The organism is Pedobacter sp. (genome assembly GCF_039594775.1).
Taxonomy (GTDB): domain Bacteria; phylum Bacteroidota; class Bacteroidia; order Sphingobacteriales; family Sphingobacteriaceae; genus Pedobacter.
On sequence record NZ_JBCNMT010000014.1, the window covers coordinates 21,538 to 38,292 of the forward strand.

The 16,755-nt window shown below is 40.0% G+C and carries 14 protein-coding genes; 10 read left to right on the forward strand and 4 right to left on the reverse strand.

What is annotated here, in order from left to right; all coding sequences use genetic code 11:
- Positions 1 to 145: 145 nt before the first annotated feature.
- Together ABDV71_RS19780 and ABDV71_RS19785 are read right to left on the reverse strand one after the other, a co-directional pair.
- Positions 146 to 694: a hypothetical protein gene (locus ABDV71_RS19780; RefSeq protein ID WP_343535669.1), complete on the reverse strand. Its 549-nt coding sequence runs from the start codon at positions 692 to 694 to the stop codon at positions 146 to 148.
- A 93-nt stretch (positions 695 to 787) separates the two neighbouring features.
- The gene (locus ABDV71_RS19785) at positions 788 to 1,651 is read right to left on the reverse strand and encodes a DMT family transporter (RefSeq protein ID WP_343535671.1); all 864 of its coding nucleotides are present in this window, start codon (positions 1,649 to 1,651) and stop codon (positions 788 to 790) included.
- Between the two features lie 328 nt (positions 1,652 to 1,979).
- Here ABDV71_RS19785 and ABDV71_RS19790 point away from each other — a divergent pair, with 328 nt between their 5' ends.
- The 10 genes from ABDV71_RS19790 to ABDV71_RS19835 all read left to right on the forward strand — a co-directional run bounded on the left by ABDV71_RS19790 (position 1,980) and on the right by ABDV71_RS19835 (position 14,874).
- Positions 1,980 to 2,615 (forward strand): sigma-70 family RNA polymerase sigma factor, encoded by a 636-nt coding sequence (locus tag ABDV71_RS19790; RefSeq protein WP_343535673.1) that lies wholly within the window; start codon positions 1,980 to 1,982, stop codon positions 2,613 to 2,615.
- 66 nt (positions 2,616 to 2,681) lie between these two features.
- On the forward strand, positions 2,682 to 3,647 hold the full coding sequence (locus tag ABDV71_RS19795) for a FecR domain-containing protein (RefSeq protein ID WP_343535675.1): 966 nt from the start codon (positions 2,682 to 2,684) through the stop codon (positions 3,645 to 3,647).
- Between the two features lie 14 nt (positions 3,648 to 3,661).
- The gene (locus ABDV71_RS19800; protein WP_343535677.1) at positions 3,662 to 3,784 is read left to right on the forward strand and encodes a hypothetical protein; all 123 of its coding nucleotides are present in this window, start codon (positions 3,662 to 3,664) and stop codon (positions 3,782 to 3,784) included.
- 71 nt (positions 3,785 to 3,855) lie between these two features.
- Positions 3,856 to 7,209, forward strand: a complete 3,354-nt coding sequence (locus ABDV71_RS19805; RefSeq protein ID WP_343535678.1) for a TonB-dependent receptor — start codon at positions 3,856 to 3,858, stop codon at positions 7,207 to 7,209.
- A 16-nt stretch (positions 7,210 to 7,225) separates the two neighbouring features.
- On the forward strand, positions 7,226 to 8,743 hold the full coding sequence (locus tag ABDV71_RS19810; protein WP_343535680.1) for a RagB/SusD family nutrient uptake outer membrane protein: 1,518 nt from the start codon (positions 7,226 to 7,228) through the stop codon (positions 8,741 to 8,743).
- On the forward strand, positions 8,743 to 9,603 hold the full coding sequence (locus ABDV71_RS19815) for an endonuclease/exonuclease/phosphatase family protein (protein ID WP_343535682.1): 861 nt from the start codon (positions 8,743 to 8,745) through the stop codon (positions 9,601 to 9,603). The genes ABDV71_RS19810 and ABDV71_RS19815 overlap by 1 nt, the downstream gene beginning before the upstream one ends.
- Positions 9,604 to 9,610: 7 nt before the next feature.
- Positions 9,611 to 11,683 carry a DUF5689 domain-containing protein gene (locus tag ABDV71_RS19820; protein WP_343535684.1) on the forward strand — a complete coding sequence of 691 codons (2,073 nt, stop codon included), beginning with the start codon at positions 9,611 to 9,613 and terminating at the stop codon, positions 11,681 to 11,683.
- Positions 11,684 to 11,769: 86 nt separating this feature from the next.
- On the forward strand, positions 11,770 to 13,632 hold the full coding sequence (locus ABDV71_RS19825; RefSeq protein WP_343535686.1) for a family 20 glycosylhydrolase: 1,863 nt from the start codon (positions 11,770 to 11,772) through the stop codon (positions 13,630 to 13,632).
- Between the two features lie 195 nt (positions 13,633 to 13,827).
- A complete protein-coding gene (locus ABDV71_RS19830; RefSeq protein WP_343535688.1) occupies positions 13,828 to 14,241 on the forward strand; it encodes an EVE domain-containing protein in 414 nt (137 codons plus the stop codon).
- 108 nt (positions 14,242 to 14,349) lie between these two features.
- Positions 14,350 to 14,874, forward strand: a complete 525-nt coding sequence (locus tag ABDV71_RS19835; RefSeq protein ID WP_343535690.1) for a hypothetical protein — start codon at positions 14,350 to 14,352, stop codon at positions 14,872 to 14,874.
- Here the strand turns inward: ABDV71_RS19835 and ABDV71_RS19840 are convergent.
- Positions 14,871 to 16,067 (reverse strand): sodium:proton antiporter, encoded by a 1,197-nt coding sequence (locus ABDV71_RS19840; RefSeq protein ID WP_343535692.1) that lies wholly within the window; start codon positions 16,065 to 16,067, stop codon positions 14,871 to 14,873. The two genes, ABDV71_RS19835 and ABDV71_RS19840, sit on opposite strands and share 4 nt — an antisense overlap.
- A 33-nt stretch (positions 16,068 to 16,100) precedes the next feature.
- Positions 16,101 to 16,622, reverse strand: a complete 522-nt coding sequence (locus ABDV71_RS19845; protein ID WP_343535694.1) for an acyl-CoA thioesterase — start codon at positions 16,620 to 16,622, stop codon at positions 16,101 to 16,103.
- Positions 16,623 to 16,755 lie beyond the last annotated feature (133 nt).

Below are 16,755 nucleotides of genomic sequence, written 5' to 3' on the forward strand. Positions count from 1 at the left end.
TTAAAAGCCGAAAGGAAACCTGAAGAGGTTCTTATAAATAAAAAAGGAGATGCTGAAAAGTACCTCCTTTTTTATTGCCGTTTATTTTTTAGGCAAAAAAATAGGCCAGCATTTTGTGCTGACCTATCCAATATAGTTTAGTTTATTAAAGACCAACTACAACGTCGTAGGTTGCTACTAATTTTACCGTTAAATTTTTAGTTAATGCGGTAACTACTTTAGACTTTAATGAATACTTTAAGCTAGCACTAGAAAGTATATCTTTCAAATCAACAGAACTGTCAACAGTTAAATTGATTTTTGTAGTTTGAGCGGCAGGTGTGCCAGCATAACTAGCTGTAAAGGTTTTACCTGCGCCTTCTAATACCGCACTGATTCCTTGTAAATTTGAAAAACTGTTGGTGGCATCAGATCCTGCGGTGATTTCGGCGGTCAATGTTTTTATCTTCAATGATTTGATGTTTTTCAAGCCAAAGCCGGATGCTTTTTGTTTAATTAAAGCATCTAAATCAGCGGTGGCTACTACTGAATTTAGCGTTACTTCTTGTGCTGAAACACCTTGGGAAGCAACATTCAACGTTACGTCTGCAGTGGTTAAGGTAATGTTTTGATCTGTTGCCTTTTCAAGCTTTTTACAAGAAGTTCCAACAACAGCTGAGCCTATGATTAATAGCGCCAATAATTTCTTTTTCATTCTAGTTTGTATTGATATAAATTGGTTGTTTTTTGCTAAAGGTAAAAAACTTGTGACCATATCTCCAAATTTAATAGTTTGATTATTTAGTAGTTATACGTCTATGTTGCTAGATGGTTTAGTTTTTGTAAGCGTAGAGCCTGTACTAGCGGCAACCACTAAAGCAATAGTAGTCCATTCTAAGATGCTCAAATGTTCGTGCAAAAATACCAAGCCGCAAAGCGCTGCTGCTGCGGGTTCCAAGCTCATTAATATACTGAATGTTTTGGCGGGGATATGTTTGAGCGCATTCATTTCGAGCGTGTAGGGAATAGCACTTGATAATAAGGCAATGCCCATCCCTAATAGAAATACGTTTGGACTAATGTTGCCCAAATTGCCTTCAATGAGTGCGGCCGGTAAAGCAATACATGAGGCAAAAATTAAACCGATACTTACCGCCTGCCCGCTGTCCATTAGCTTGGTTACTTTGCTGCCAAGGATGATGTAGGCGGCCCAAAAAGCACCCGCTAATAAAGCCAAACCAGCACCTATGAGGTCAATATCACTATTGCTATGCCATGGCGCAATTAAGGCAATGCCCACGGCCGCCATAAATGCCCATAAAAAGTCTATCGCTTTTCTTGAGGTGGAGATGGCCAATACCAAAGGGCCCAAAAACTCTAAGGTAACCGCTAGTCCCAAAGGGATTCTGGACAGTGATAAATAGAAAGTAGTGTTCATGATACCCAACGCCAAGCCATAAATAGCTGCCCATTTCCATTGAATAGGGGTAATGGTTTTAAACGATGGCCTGTAAACGGCCAATAAAAGAATGGCAGAAAGTACAATCCGTAAACTTACGGTACCTGCTGCACCCATGATAGGGAAAATACCTTTTGCAATGGCGGCACCTCCCTGTACACTGATGATAGAAAGCAAAACTGCGGGTACGGGAGGGATATTTTTTAACTTCATGGACGGGGATATTTTCTGCAAAAATAGTTTTTTGAATACGCATAAACGAATGGGAAACTATACTGGTTGTGGTAAAAAAAAATTATCTATAGTAGCTTTTAATTGGGGAGAAAAATTTGCTATTAATTACACTTTGTTTCGTTGTATTTCTTTTTTGTGTTGGGTTTTGTTTGTTTTATTATTCTTTTTATTCTAGTTTTATAAATGAAAGTAACGCCTACTTTTTAACCAAATATGCTATTGCCAATAGCTTATCAATGTAGCCACTTAGAGGATACAATTAATTAACAGTTCCTTAATACGCTGTAGTGGCCTTAAAAGGTAAATAATGACGAGTTTTGAAACGATAATGAAAAATGTTGCTTTTGATCCCGAATTTGATGCTTCCTTATTGCTGAACAGGCTTAAGGAAGATGATGAAACGGCATTTGCTGGTATTGTTCGTCATTTCACCCCAGAGTTGTACCGAGCAGCGTATCGGTTTACAAAAAACTCAGAAGATGCAGAGGATTTAATACAGGATGTTTTTTCGGAAATATGGGCCAATCGACATAGACTCTACATCAAAACTTCCTTAAAATCATATCTCTATGTAGCCCTTAAACATCGTTTCTTACGTAAATTAATGCGAGCAGATTTGCAGAACAGGGCCTTAGCGCACATTAGCGAACGAATGCAGCAAATAGAATATTCTGTGGTTGATATGATGGAAGCTTTTGATGTGCGTACCACCATTTCGCAAGCAGTATCGGCTTTGCCAGAGCATATGCAAAAAATTTTTCTTTTGAGAGGAGAAGACCATTCCATCAAGGAAATTGCTGCCGCTTTGGGTTTGGCTGAGCAAACGGTGAAAACCTACAACATGGAACTTAAACGTAGAATTAGGGAAGCTTTGGTAACCAGACATCCGGATATCAGTCACTTTCTGCTCCTCTATATTTTATCGTCCCTATACCTTTCTTAATTTTTTTTAAAATTTTAATATACTTTTTTGTTGCTCGTGTATCCTAGTATATGAAAGACAATAAAAGTGAAAGATTACCAGCTAAAAAAACTAATCGAAAAATATCTTGATGGAACGGCTACCCCCGCTGAACGCTATCTCGTAGAAAGTCTATTGGGCTCCCTCGAAATGGATCAAGATGAACATAAAGATACTCGTAGCGAGGATGAGGAACAACAGATGGCAAATAGAATCATTGCCAATGTTATTCATCAACCTTCTCCAAGCAGTAAACCCAAGACATGGGGACGTATTGCGATGCTGGCCGCTACCGTATTGCTTATTTCTACTGCTGGGCTTTTTTATTTTAAAAAGTTGGAGCAAGCCGGTCCTCAGGCACCGGCGCAATCATTTGTAAAATACAGTACAGGTACCAATCAGCTTAAACGCTTGCTATTGCCGGATAGTTCCACTATTTATCTTAATGCAAATTCGAGTGTTTCGGTTCCGGTAACTTTTAAAAATCAGCGCGAAAGACTGGTGTATTTGGACGGTGAAGCTTTTTTTGAAGTGACAAGAGATGTGAAGCGTCCGTTTAAGATCAGAGTAGGCGATTTAAGGGTGCAAGTTTTAGGAACCTCTTTTAATGTAAGTGCGTATAAGGCTGTTAGAGAAGTGAAAGTAGCCGTGAGCACTGGAAAAGTAATGGTAAATGAACAATCGAAAAATCTCGCCACACTTACACCTGGCCAAGAAATTATTTACAATAAAAACACTCGTTCTTTCCGTAAAGTCGACGATCTGCAATCTAATCACAAAGCTACCTGGAGAGATGGGGTGATAGCGCTTAACGAAGCCTCTTTTGAAGAGTTGCAGAATGCTATTTACAATTGCTATGGCTTAGAACTATCTACTAAAGATCAGAATATTCTTTCCCAACAATACAATTTTACGGTCAGGTCATCTAGGCCAGCCTCTAAAACTTTAGCACAATTATCGAAAATGATGAACAGAAAATTTAGAAAGGAGGGCCGCTCGGTAATATTATACTAAAAAAAAACAGGTACATGAAGTACCTGCTCTATGACGATACAGCATTAGATTGGACCCTGCTGCTGCTATCTGCAGTTAAACAAATTATTTATTTAACCGATACCTCAAAAATAGTGAAGATAACGCATAAAACATAATGCGGCGGCTTGGCTATGTTGGGGGCGTAACCAAAAAACATATGAACTTTTTACCGCAATTAAAGTGGTATATGAAAATAACATCTATACTTTATGCTGTGTTGATGATCACAGCTCCGCTGTTGCACGCTACCAATGGGCATGCGCAGCTTTTGGAAAAGAAGGTGACGGCGAACTATGTCGATCGGAACCTGCATCAGGTGGTGCTTGATTTGCAACAACGAACCAAGGTTGATTTTGGATTTACCAGTGAACTGTCTTTGGATAAGGTAAAGGTCAAAAATCAAAGTTTTGATGATGTTCCTTTACGTGAAGTCTTAAAAAAAGTACTGAACACCAATCATTTTGATTTTGTGGAAAAAGATGGTGTAGTGTTGCTTTCGCGAATGCAGCAGGAATATAAGGTAAGTGGTAAAGTTTACGACAGTAACGGTTTGCCCTTGCCGAGTGCTTCGGTGCGTATTGCGGAAATCAATAGGATATTGAACACCGATAATAATGGCGCTTATACGGTAATGCTACGCCCGGGAACCTACACCATGGAAGCTAGTTATATTTCGTTTCAAAACCAATCCAAAAAGGTAGTAGTACAAAGTGGCAAAGAAGTTACCGTGAACTTTACGCTGGTTGAAACCCAAAATAAATTGAATGAAGTGGTGGTTGTGGGTTATGGTGAGGTGAAACGTAAAGATCTTACCGGAGCGGTTTCAACCGTGAGTGTGAAAGATCTGCAAGACATTCCCGTACAAAGGGTAGATCAAATGTTGCAGGGTCGTATTGCGGGTGCCGAAGTCGTTTCAACTTCCGGAGAGCCAGGTGCTGGTACTTCTATTCGTATCCGTGGTACCAGATCTATCTCGGCAACCAATGAACCTTTATATGTGGTAGATGGGGTGATGGATGCAGTAAGCAGCATGAACGATATTAACCCTGCTGACATTGAGTCGATACAGGTACTTAAGGATGCATCTTCTACTGCTATTTATGGTTCTAGGGGAAGTAACGGGGTAATTTTAATCACTACCAGACGCGGTAAGGATGGACAAACAGAAATACTTTATCGTGCCGATGTTGGAGTGTCGCAATTGCCTAGCTTTCTAGACTTAATGAACGCACAAGAATTTGCCGAACTGCAAAATGATCGTTTTTTCAATTCAAGCACAGCCAACCAAACTAAACCATTAGAAGATTACCCTTATCCAAATCCAGCAGCTTTGGGCGAAGGCACCAATTGGACCAAAGAATTAAGCAGAACCGCACCTTATCAAAACCATACGTTAACCGTTAGCGGAGGAAATAAATCGACCAGATATTATTTTTCAGCGAATTATAGCGATAACCAAGGAATCATCATTGCCAGTGGTTTGCAGCGTTATCAACTGCGTTTAAACCTCGACCAAACCTTTAGCAAGTTTGTGAAAGCTGGTTTAAGGATCAACTACTCTTACATTGATCATGAAATTAACAAGGCCGATATTGGAACGCAAACCTTATGGTATCGTTCAACAATCTTTTTGGCACCTACCATAGCTGCCTATAAACCCGATGGCAGTTTTAATGATTGGAATACGCAATGGTATTCTGGCACCTTGTTCGATTCGCCGTTAGCCATATCTAAGCTTACCAGAAGAGACCAATTAAAGAAAACCTTATCGCCAATGGGCTTTGTCGAAGTCACTCCCATCAAAGGTTTGGTAATTAGAAGCAGTGTTTCCTTGTATGATTATAACCGTTTTGACGACAATTTTTCGCCTTCTACCTTACCTACGCGAGCCAGTAAAAGTACAGGAGCATATGCTTACAAACGTGCATACAGGGCCAATAACATCTTAAATGAAAATACCGTCACCTATAATACGGTATGGAACCGTAAGCACAACTTCGAAGGCTTGTATGGTTTTACATTACAAAAAAACTGGTATTCTGATCTTTCAGCCAGTGGCGACGGTTATTTTATAGATGATGTGAATACCAATGATCTGGGTGCTGTACCATCAAAAGAAACATTGAATGCTACTTCAAGTTTAGAAAACAGGAGTAGAGTATCGCATTTAGGTAGAATCAATTATAATTTTAACAGTAAATACTATCTAACCCTCACAGGAAGGTTTGATGCCGGATCTAACTTTGCAGCCAACCATAAGTGGGGATTCTTTCCTTCGGCAGCCTTTAAATGGAATGTGAAGTCTGAGAAGTTTCTAAAGAATGTGCGAGCAATTGATGAACTATCCATCAGATTAAGTGCTGGTGTGGCAGGAAATGATGCCGTTGGCGTTTATCAATCCTTAGCCAGATTAAGTTCCAATTCTAACGGTTATATTTTTGGTGGCGTTATTCCAGTATCTTATACACCGAATAGAATTGCCAACGAAGGACTAACTTGGGAAAAGACAAAATCGGTTAATTTAGGTATCGACGCGGCTTTTTTCAAAGGAAAGCTTGACATGAGCCTTGAGTTGTATAGCTCCAGAACAGAAGATTTGTTGCTCACTGTACAACTACCTAACCAAGGAGGTTACACCAACAGGTTAGCTAATATAGGCAAAACCTCAAATGACGGTGTGGAGTTAACCCTTGGTACAAAAAATATCACGACCAAAAACTTTTATTGGAACAGCACTTTTACCATTGGACATAACAAGCAAATGGTAGATGACATCGGCGGACTTGAACGTGTTTCAGCCTACATCAACCCTTATGGCGGTAACTATATGATGTATGGCTATGTGGCCGGTCGACCGTTAAACGCTTTGTGGGGTATGCAGTACGCGGGTGTATGGAAAAACCAAGCAGAAATAACTCAAAATCAAATCGATAAGAAGTATGTGTCTTCGTCTACACCATTTTATACCCCGGGTCGTCAACGTTATATCGACCAAAATAATGATGGTGTGCTTAACAACGATGACCTGATTTATATGGGCAATGCAGATCCTATTGTTTATGGAGGTTTGCAAAACAGTTTCCGTTACAAACGTTTTTACATTAATATTTACTTCAATTATTCGCTCGGTGGTAAAATTTATAACCCAACGGAGTTGTTTATGGGTACTGGAACCTATCTTTCTAACCAATATCGTTATATGGTTAATGCATGGCATCCGATCAGAAATCCAAATTCTGATATTCCAAGAGCCGATTCCAAAGATGATATCCCGAATGATAGATTCATCTACGACGCAAGTTTCCTACGTCTGAAAAATGCTTCAGTGAGCTATGTTTTCGATTTGGCCAAAAAGACCAATAATAAATTGAAATCTATCATTTTAACTGCTGCGGGCAATAACATCTTTTTGCTAAAGAAATATAACGGATATGATCCCGAAGTTTCTACAGAAAGTGGTAGTTCAACCATCAGAAGAATGGATAATGGAGCTTACCCCAACAGTCGTACCCTAACGTTTAGTGCACAATTTAAGTTTTAAGCCAAAAGAAACCAAAATGAAAAAGAACTATTATTACATCGCGATATTGGCTTTTGTGTTTGTGTTTTCCTCATGTAAGAAGATGCTGGAAGAGGAAGCTGAAAATTTTGTTTCGCCAAGCCAATTTTATAAAAATGAAGCGCAGTGCGTAGCCGCTTTAAATGGCTGTCATAACCCATTGACCAGTATTTTTAACCAAGGGTTGATTCTTGCCAATGAAGGAGTAACTGATTTGGCATTTTTGAACAACCAGAATAATGAAACCCGTTTCGAACTGTCACCTGCTAATCCGGGAATGGGCAAGGGGCTCTGGACCTCGGCCTATCAAGGGATAATGTACTGCAATGCTGCTATTCAAGGGATTAAAGGAGCGCCAATTGCGGAGAATAGAAAGCCAGCTCTAATAGCCGAAGCTGTAGTATTGAGGGCGCTTTATTACTATGTTTTAACTTCTACTTTTGGCGATGTGCCCTTCTATACTGATGATGTAGCGAACCTCGCCACCTTGGAAAAAGTGAACGCTTTAGGACGAATGAGTGCTAGTGATACCCGCAAGTTTCTGATTGCTGAGTTAAAGGCCTATGTCGATGCTTTACCTAAATTACGTACTTCCGAAGTGCCAAATAACCGTATCTCTTCATCAATGGCCAATGTACTTATTGCTAAGTTAGCGATGTGGGAGAAGGATTATGGAACAGCCTTGGCAGCTTTGAACGAAGTGAAGACTATTTATGGGGCCTTGGCGCAATATCCTTTAGAAGATACCTACTTTAGGAATAAAAATAAGCCCGAGTCGATTTTTGAAGTGCAATACACTTGGTCGGTTTCTGGTTTAAAGAAAACTACCCAGGTGGCCTGTTATTTTACACCACCACGTACCGCTAATACCAGCACTTACAACGGAATTAACATTCCAGAGTTGGGCGATAAAGCTAATCCATTTACCTCGGTAAGCCCATCAGCTTATTTCATGAGCCTTTATCATGTGTGGGATCCGCGTAGGAATATCATTTTAGCTTACACCTACAATGGACAAAACTTTACCCGTCCACAATCAGGAAATGGTACCGGAAAACCCTGGATGGGTGCAAAATTTTGGTGCCCAGGAATGGATAATCTTGCAGATGGCAATAACCAAAAAGTGTTTAGGTATGCCGATGTGCTGTTGTTGATGGCCGAATGCGCCAATGAACTTGATGATGTAGCCTTAGCCATGAGTAGCATTAACGAAGTGAAAAGAAGGGCTTCCCAAGCTTCATCAGCCAGTATCAACTTGGAACTCACCTCATACCCCGGAAAAGTAGAATTTTTTAGGGAAGTAAGGGAAGAAAGAGCTAGAGAATTGATGGGAGAGTATGGTCGTAAATGGGATTTGGTACGTTGGGGAATCTGGTACGAATCCATCATGAATACCGTAGCCAATGAGTTTGTGGACATTAAGCAAAATGTTCGCCCTTATCATGAATATTATCCAATACCCGACAATGAGATTTTGCGCTCAGACGGTAAACTACACAATAACGCCTATAAATAATGGAAACGAAAAAACTGAATATCATAAAAATTGCCCTAGTCATGATTGCTATGGTGATTTCAAATCAATTTGCTGCTGCACAATACAACCTGAGAATACTCAGCTACAATATTTTGGAGGGAATGAAAACAGATACCACCAAAGGTAAACAGCAATTTGTAGAATGGGTGAAAAATCAAGATCCCGACATTTTTGCCATACAAGAAGCCAACAAGTTTACTGCCGAAAGTTTGGCAGCATTGGCCAAAAGTTATGGACATAACTATAGTGTGTTGGTAAAAGAAAAAGGATACCCAACGGCCCTAACTTCCCGCTATCCCATTACTAATGTAGAAAAGATAAACGAAGGCATTACCCATGGCTATATTGTAGCCGAGGTAAATGGTTACAACATTGTGGTGTTACATTTAAATCCACATAATTACTTGACGAGAAGAACAGAGATAGCTGCGATTTTGGCAAAAATAAAAGAGCGGAAAATGACAAAAAAGCTTGTTGTTATGGGTGATTTTAACTCTAACTCGCCGCTTGATAAAGCAAATTATGCAGATGGACAACTGTTAAAGCGCCTAAAAGATGCCCAAGCTAAAAATAAGAACCATAATAATTTGGTTAACGGCAACGAATTGGATTTTGAAGTACAGGAAAGCATTTTAGATTTTGGTTTGGTAGACATCATCAAGCATTTGGCTGAAAAAGACCCTGCGAATGCTGCAGAAATCAATCCGGCCAAACATCGTATCGACTATATCTATGTTTCTAAAGACCTAAAGTCAAAAGTAGTAGCTGGAAAATTTATCAGGGATGATTTTACTCGGAAATTTTCCGACCATCTTCCAATAACTATCGAACTAAAATAAAGAGCACATGAAACGTTTTTTGTTTTCTAAGAAAAAATATGCACAGGCTTCCTTTTGCCTCCTTTTGATCCTCGCAGCAGTTTGGGGATGTAAAAAAAAGGAATTAGTAGAGTTTAGTACCGATTTGGCGCTAAATGCCAGGATTGTAAGGTTGGCTGACTCGGCCGCAACCACTAGAGTACAGGTGTATGCAGATGATCAATGGGAACTGGCTACAAGCGCTAACGATTGGCTTCAACTCAATAAAACCAGTGGCTCTGGTAAATCGGAATTTCTGGCTACCGTAACTTCCAACAAGAACAAATTGCCACGTTCCCTTGAAATTTATGTAAAAGCCAAAGGCATTGTCGACACTATTTTTATTCAACAACGGGGCTTAACGCCAGCAATAGATTTAGTAGATGCCAACATGAATGCCGTAGCCGGTGCTGGAAAAATGAAAACAGTGCTGAATACCAACATTCCTTTTGATAAAATTAAAAAGGAAACGGTATATCGCACCGCAGGCCAAGAAAATTGGTTGTCGGGCATTTCCTACGATGGTACCTATTTGTTAATGGATGTGGCCAGCAGTAGCTCTCCCCAGCCACGTGAAGCCCTGTTAAGATTGTCGTATTTGGATGCCTTGGGCACTACCGTAAAGGATTCGATTCTCATTACCCAAAGCCCAGTTGGCGAATACCAAAACGCCGTGAAAAAAGACTTCAGTTACGTGAAAGCGTTGCCTGCCGGAGAAGTAACCGAAGATATTTACATTGAAGGGATTGTGTTGGTAGATAAGGGAAATCCGAATACTGCCTTAAATCCTAATTCGGCCAGTAACAAGCATGTCATCGATAAAACCGAAAATGCCATTACAGTTTACGTACAAAGTTTGGATGGCAGTTCAGGCATCAGGTTGCGGATGAAGACCGCTGGAGACCATATTTTTAGCAGAAACGAAAAAATAAAGCTCTGGCTAAAAAACACCAGTATTACCAAAACAACCAATCCTGCCACTACTACTATTTCTAACATTCCTTCATTAAACGTGATGGAAAAAGTGGAGAACAGTACGCCTTTAGTCGCTAGGGAAATTTACATGAAAAACCTGGTAGATAACGATGTATATACCTATGTGAAACTTAAGGATGTTGAAATTTCTGTTTCTAATGGCTCTTATTACAACATTAACGAGGGTTACGAATTTAGAACCGATTGCTATCCAACAAATATCAGGGACATTGATGGAAATAGCATGTATATGTTAACCAATTCAGGAGTGTCTTATCGCCGTAACGGACAACAAGTTCCACAAGGCTCGGGAGATATTAGTGGAGTGATTGTTTATGAGAATTTAGCTAGATATGGTGGCAATATAGGTAAATACGCCATTCGTCATTTCTCGCAAAGCGATATCGAGCTGAAGAAGGATAGAGATCAAGGTTTTTCAAATGTATTGGTAGAGTGGGATAGGTTCAGAAGCGAATTGCAAACGGGAGCTACCTTAGCGAGCAATCCTTTAACGCCAACTATAGGCACTGGAAAAATTAGCCATAGCGAGTTTGCAGATTTGAACTATACCGCCGCTGCGGGAATATACGGCACAAACGACTTTAATGCATTGGTGCCAGATCCTACGGGTGCAAAAGGTCAGATCACGAATGGTGCTTTTGCCGCCAGGGGCTGGTGGAACACTTCAAAAAATAGAGGCGGAGCATTAATGATCCAAGTTGCTACCACCAACATAACTAAACCAATTTCTTTACAACTTGAAGGCATGGTAGCTACCGGAGCACCTAGAGAATGGGCAATTGAGTGGTCAACCACCTCTAATATGGACGGCGGCACTTGGAACCATGTGGCAGATTTCACTTTCCAAGATGTAGTGAACTGGACCAGTACTTTGTTGACCCAAGTACCGGGATATAAGGTGATGAATTTTAACCTCCCTAATTCGGCATTGGGATTAACCAATGTATACATCAGAATAAGAGCAAAAAATAAGAACGTAGGAAGTGCAACCAGTGATGTTGGCGGTACTTATAGCACCACTGTTGCTGCCTACTTTGGTCATATTTCGCTTAAATACAATAAATAAAATTAAACCTAAACAATGGCGGGTCGTTTGGTCCGCCAAATGGGTAATGTTTTGAACGATAACCCATGTTAAACCTTTGTGATACTATGATGAATAAATTTATATTGGTGCTTACCGGTTTGATCGTAAGTGTGTCGACATTACAGACAAAAGCTCAAGATCCCGTACAATCCATTATCCCCAAGCCAGAACATGTTCAAATGGGAAAGGGAAATATTAAGCTTTCAGCTAGTGCTGGCGTTGTAATGCAAGGATTTGGAGCAAACCCTAACACCATTTCACAATTTGCAAAGCAAGTGTTGGCGCAAGCAAAAAACACATCGGCAGCAGGTAAAGGCCAAAAACTATCGTTAACCTTAAAAAACAATGCAGGTATGGTGGCCGATGGATACCAATTAGCCATTAATGAAAAGGGTGTGCGGATCCTTTCTTCAACTGAAAGAGGGATTTTTTATGGACTGCAAAGCTTATCGCAAATCATTACAGCGGCTAATGGCAATGCCATCTCTTTTGTTTCCATCAAAGATGAACCTCGCTATCCATACAGAGGCTTAATGTTAGATGTAGGACGTCATTACTTTCCAATGTCGTTCATCAAAGCTTACATCGATGTGATGGCTGCTTATAAACTGAATTATTTTCATTGGCATTTAACCGAAGATCAGGGCTGGAGAATTGAAATTAAGAAATATCCCAAACTGGCAAGCATCGCTTCTGGCAGGGAAGGTACTTTGTTGAACCATCTTAGAGATAAAGAGCATTTTTACGACAATGAGCCTTATCGTGGATATTACACTCAAGAGGAAGTAAAAGAAGTGGTGCGTTATGCTGCCTCAAAATACATTACCGTAATCCCGGAAATTGAATTGCCAGGACATTCATTGGCGGCATTGTCTGCCTATCCAGAATTAGGATGTGGCGATCATCCCGGACCTTATAAGGCAGCAATGAAATGGGGTATTTTTGAAGACGTGTATTGTGCCGGAAAGGAAGAAACTTTTACCTTTCTCCAAAATGTGTTAGATGAAGTATTGACATTATTCCCTTCAACCTATATCCATATCGGTGGTGATGAAAGCCCCAAAGCCAGATGGAAAACCTGTAATTATTGCCAAAAACGAATCAAAGATAATGGTTTGAAGGACGAGCATGAGCTACAATCTTATTTTGTGAAGCGAATGGAGAAATACCTGAATGCAAAAGGACGTAAGATGATTGGTTGGGATGAGATTTTAGAAGGTGGTTTGGCACCAAACGCTACGGTAATGGCTTGGAGAGGAGTAAAGGGCGGAATTGCTGCAGCCCAACAATCGCATGACGTGATCATGGTGCCTAGCTCACATCTTTATTTAGATCATAGAGAAGCAGTGTCGGCAGAGGAACCCATTACCATTAGCCATGGCCCCACCCGTCATTCGTCATTGAAAAACGTTTATTCATTTAATCCAACCCTCGATACATTAACTGCCGAACAGAAAAAATATGTAATTGGCGTGCAGGCTAACTTATGGACAGAGTATGTGAAAAGCCCTGCTAAAGCTTGGTATATGATTTTGCCAAGGGTTTATGCCTTATCGGAAATTGCTTGGACAAAATTAGAAAACAAAGACTGGGATAACTTTTCGAAGGTAAGAGTTCCCCATCATCTGGAGTTGTTGGACAAAGCCGGAAAAACCTATCGTGTACCAGAGGTGATAGGAATTGAGAATAAAACTTACACCGGAGATCGCTTTGAGTTTACTTTGCAGCCTTCTGTGAAGAATGCCAAGATATATTATTCCCTAAGTGGATATGAGCCAAGTGATGTGGATCAACACTATCAATCGCCAATTAAAGTTACGGTTCCCGCAGGTAAAGAAATAACCTTGAAATGTATGGTGGTTACTGCCTCAGGCAGGAGAAGTATTGTAACCACCGCTACATTAAGCAATAAACCTATCACCAAATAGCGTTCAACTTAAAAGGTGCGCTTAACTTAGTATTCATTTTATCGGGTTATTTTATGCTGGTTGTATAAAAGAAATGAATCAAGTGGCGCATCTTTTTAATATTCCATTTAAGATGTTATTAGCAATAGCTAAAATATGCTAAGTGTTTGTTTGAGTTTGTTATTTTTGCTACATTAAGTTAGCATACATTAAATCATGAGCAAAACACAATATTGGCTAGTAAAAAGCGAACCTTTTAAATACAGTTGGGAAAAATTTAACCAAGATGGACGTACCTTTTGGGATGGTGTGCGTAATTACCAGGCACGTAACAACCTGAAAGCGATGAAAGAAGGAGATTTGGTTTTGTTTTACCATAGCAACGAGGGTAAAAACGTGATAGGTGTAGCCAAGGTGGTGAAAGAATTTTACCAAGATCCAACAACTTCAGACCCTAATTGGGTAGTGGTAGATTTAGCTCCGGTTGAATCTTTAAAAAATCCAGTGACCTTAGAACAAATCAAAGCAGAAGAAAGCTTAAAAGATATTTCTTTGGTGCGTCAAGGTCGTTTATCGGTAATGCCTTTAAAAGCAACTGAATTTGATAAGATTTTGGAGATGGGAAGCTAGTGCAAATATGCCGAATGTTAATGTTTGTTAAAATCTAAACATTCGGTAATGAACGTGTGGTATTGGCATTGCTATTGATATTTTCAGCCAACCAAACATCGTGTTATAATGAAGATATTGATCCTGCTTTTGTGCAGCATTCTGTTGTCGCAATTTTCCTTTGCCCAAGTGGCAAATGTTGGAGATTACGAAGTAAAAGTGACCTCTTATCGCTACAAAACCACCAAAGGACAGTTGAAAAAAGTGAGCCCAGAAGGGATAGGGATTGAAGACTATCAAGGCAATTATATCATTTTTAGAACTGCGGATATCATCAAAATTAAAGTAAGGAAACGAGGCTTAACGTTTGGGAAAGCGGTAGCTGGTGGTACCTTATTAGGTTTGGTAGCAGGAGCTGCTATTTGGTCTTTAGATGAAAACGGCGATGCCACTGAAGATATGTTGAAACTTACTGCAGCGCTCACCGCTAGTGGTGCCGCAGTAGGAGCTGTGGTTGGTGGCGTTTCGGAAATTGCTGCCGGAAAATTGACTTTGAAAGTAAATGGTAATGTCGAGTATTTCAAACAAAACTATCAGAAATTAGAGAAATACCTCAATTATTTTGAACCCATACAGCATGTGAACGGTGGTTAATGTCCCGCTTCGGTTTGAGCAGTTTGTCTTTTTCTGGTCGACATTAGGCCGATGCTCATCACTAAACTAGAGCCCAAAACCACCATAAACAGGAACGGCGTGCCAATTTCGGCCAACTTCATGTGTTGAGGCAAATTGTAGTAAAGCAAAATGCTGATCAAGCCCCTTGGGGTGACAAAGCCTTCGGGCAAAACATGTTCCCTTTTAAAGAAATATAAATAAGCAAATCTGATGACATAAATGCTGCCCAGCATAATGATACCATTGGCAATGATATTGAAATTGTCCAGCTCGTAAATGTTCATCGTAAAACCAAAAATCACAAAAAAGAAAGTTCTGATGATAAAGGCCGTTTCTGCGGAAAGCTGGTGTAGTTGGGTAAGGTCGTTAGATAAGTTTTTGTAGATAAAGACCGACCTGAACCAAGCGTGTTTAATGGCATCGGCATTGTTAAGGAACAAGCCAAAGGACAAAATAAGGACCAATGCCGATAGGTGGAAGGACTGCCCAATGGCATAAACCATAATCAAAATGGAGATGATCAGAAAGAACTTGATGTGATGCCTTAACCTGCCCATGAGATATAGCAGCGTAATACAGGCTACTACCGATAATAACAAGATAAGGATAGTATTAATGGCTAATTGTCCAAAAGAACCAACTGTGATATGCTGATTGGCCACAGCAAAGTTAAAAAGGATAATCCCTAGGATATCAGAGAACGAGCTTTCGTAAATCACAAATTCCTTGCTTTTCTTATTGATGTTGGAAACGGAAGGAATGGCAATAGCCGAACTGATGACGCTAAAAGGAATGGCATTTACAAAGCATAGGTAAAGCGTTTGTCCTGTAATTTGGTAAATGATAAAGGTAATTACAGCAACTGTTGCAATTAAAATCAGCAACGCCGATAAAAATGCTCCTTTAATGACTTTGTTCTTTTCCCTTGCGTATTTCAGTTCCAACGAACCCTCAAAAACAATCAGAATAAGTCCAACGGTACCTAATGTGGGTAATATTTGTAAAAAGCTAAAAGTATGAATTTGTAGCTTGTCGACTAGAATTCTCAGGCCGATGCCCAATACTAGCAGCAGCAAAACAGATGGTAATTTGGTTCTGCTGGCCACCAAATCAAATAAGTATGAGAAGATGACTAAGGCGCTTAAGACAATAAGTATGGTATAGGTCGTCATATATCCTTTCCTTTTCGACCTTTTATTAAGGTGTTAATTTTTTGCAAACAAAGCTTTAAGCTCTATGGCATCATCAGGTTGCATTTTTCCCGCCAATACCAAACGTAACTGCCTGCGGCGTAATGCGCCCTCGTAAAGTTCGATTTCTTCGGCGGTCTCGGGTTTAATTTCAGGTACTGGAATGGTTCGTCCACTTTGGTCAACCGCTACAAAGGTGTAGTAGGCCTCGTTAGATTTTACCCTTGTTCCCGAAGGGATGTTTTCTGCCCATACGTCCAAGCGCACTTCCACTGAAGTATTGAATGAACGGGTTACTTTAGCTTCAATGGTGATCACATCGCCAAGTTTGATAGGTTGTTTAAACGAAACGTTGTCTACCGAGGCCGTTACCACAATTCTATTACAGTGTTTTTGGGCAGATATGGCCGCGGCAATATCCATCCAATGCAGCAATCTGCCTCCCATCAAGTTATTTAGCGTGTTCGTGTCATTAGGCAGCACGAGCTCATTCATCACCGTAAACGAATTTTTTGGACTTTTTACGTTTAAACTCATAGTGGCAAAAATACAGAAATTAACGAGTTATAGTCTAATAAAATTTGCTAGGCCAAAAACTTGTTCCCTAATTACGAGCTCTTTTAATAATAATTATTTGTTTTTTATTCTTTTATATTAAAATTAATAAATA

Bases quoted from the DNA above. Each gene is read 5' to 3' on its own strand.
- ABDV71_RS19780 (WP_343535669.1), bottom strand. From the start codon at position 694: ATGAAAAAGAAATTATTGGCGCTATTAATCATAGGCTCAGCTGTTGTT.
- ABDV71_RS19785 (WP_343535671.1), bottom strand. From the start codon at position 1,651: ATGAAGTTAAAAAATATCCCTCCCGTACCCGCAGTTTTGCTTTCTATC.
- ABDV71_RS19790 (WP_343535673.1), top strand. From the start codon at position 1,980: ATGACGAGTTTTGAAACGATAATGAAAAATGTTGCTTTTGATCCCGAA.
- ABDV71_RS19800 (WP_343535677.1), top strand. From the start codon at position 3,662: ATGAAGTACCTGCTCTATGACGATACAGCATTAGATTGGACCCTGCTG.
- ABDV71_RS19805 (WP_343535678.1), top strand. From the start codon at position 3,856: ATGAAAATAACATCTATACTTTATGCTGTGTTGATGATCACAGCTCCG.
- ABDV71_RS19810 (WP_343535680.1), top strand. From the start codon at position 7,226: ATGAAAAAGAACTATTATTACATCGCGATATTGGCTTTTGTGTTTGTG.
- ABDV71_RS19815 (WP_343535682.1), top strand. From the start codon at position 8,743: ATGGAAACGAAAAAACTGAATATCATAAAAATTGCCCTAGTCATGATT.
- ABDV71_RS19820 (WP_343535684.1), top strand. From the start codon at position 9,611: ATGAAACGTTTTTTGTTTTCTAAGAAAAAATATGCACAGGCTTCCTTT.
- ABDV71_RS19825 (WP_343535686.1), top strand. From the start codon at position 11,770: ATGATGAATAAATTTATATTGGTGCTTACCGGTTTGATCGTAAGTGTG.
- ABDV71_RS19830 (WP_343535688.1), top strand. From the start codon at position 13,828: ATGAGCAAAACACAATATTGGCTAGTAAAAAGCGAACCTTTTAAATAC.
- ABDV71_RS19835 (WP_343535690.1), top strand. From the start codon at position 14,350: ATGAAGATATTGATCCTGCTTTTGTGCAGCATTCTGTTGTCGCAATTT.
- ABDV71_RS19840 (WP_343535692.1), bottom strand. From the start codon at position 16,067: ATGACGACCTATACCATACTTATTGTCTTAAGCGCCTTAGTCATCTTC.
- ABDV71_RS19845 (WP_343535694.1), bottom strand. From the start codon at position 16,622: ATGAGTTTAAACGTAAAAAGTCCAAAAAATTCGTTTACGGTGATGAAT.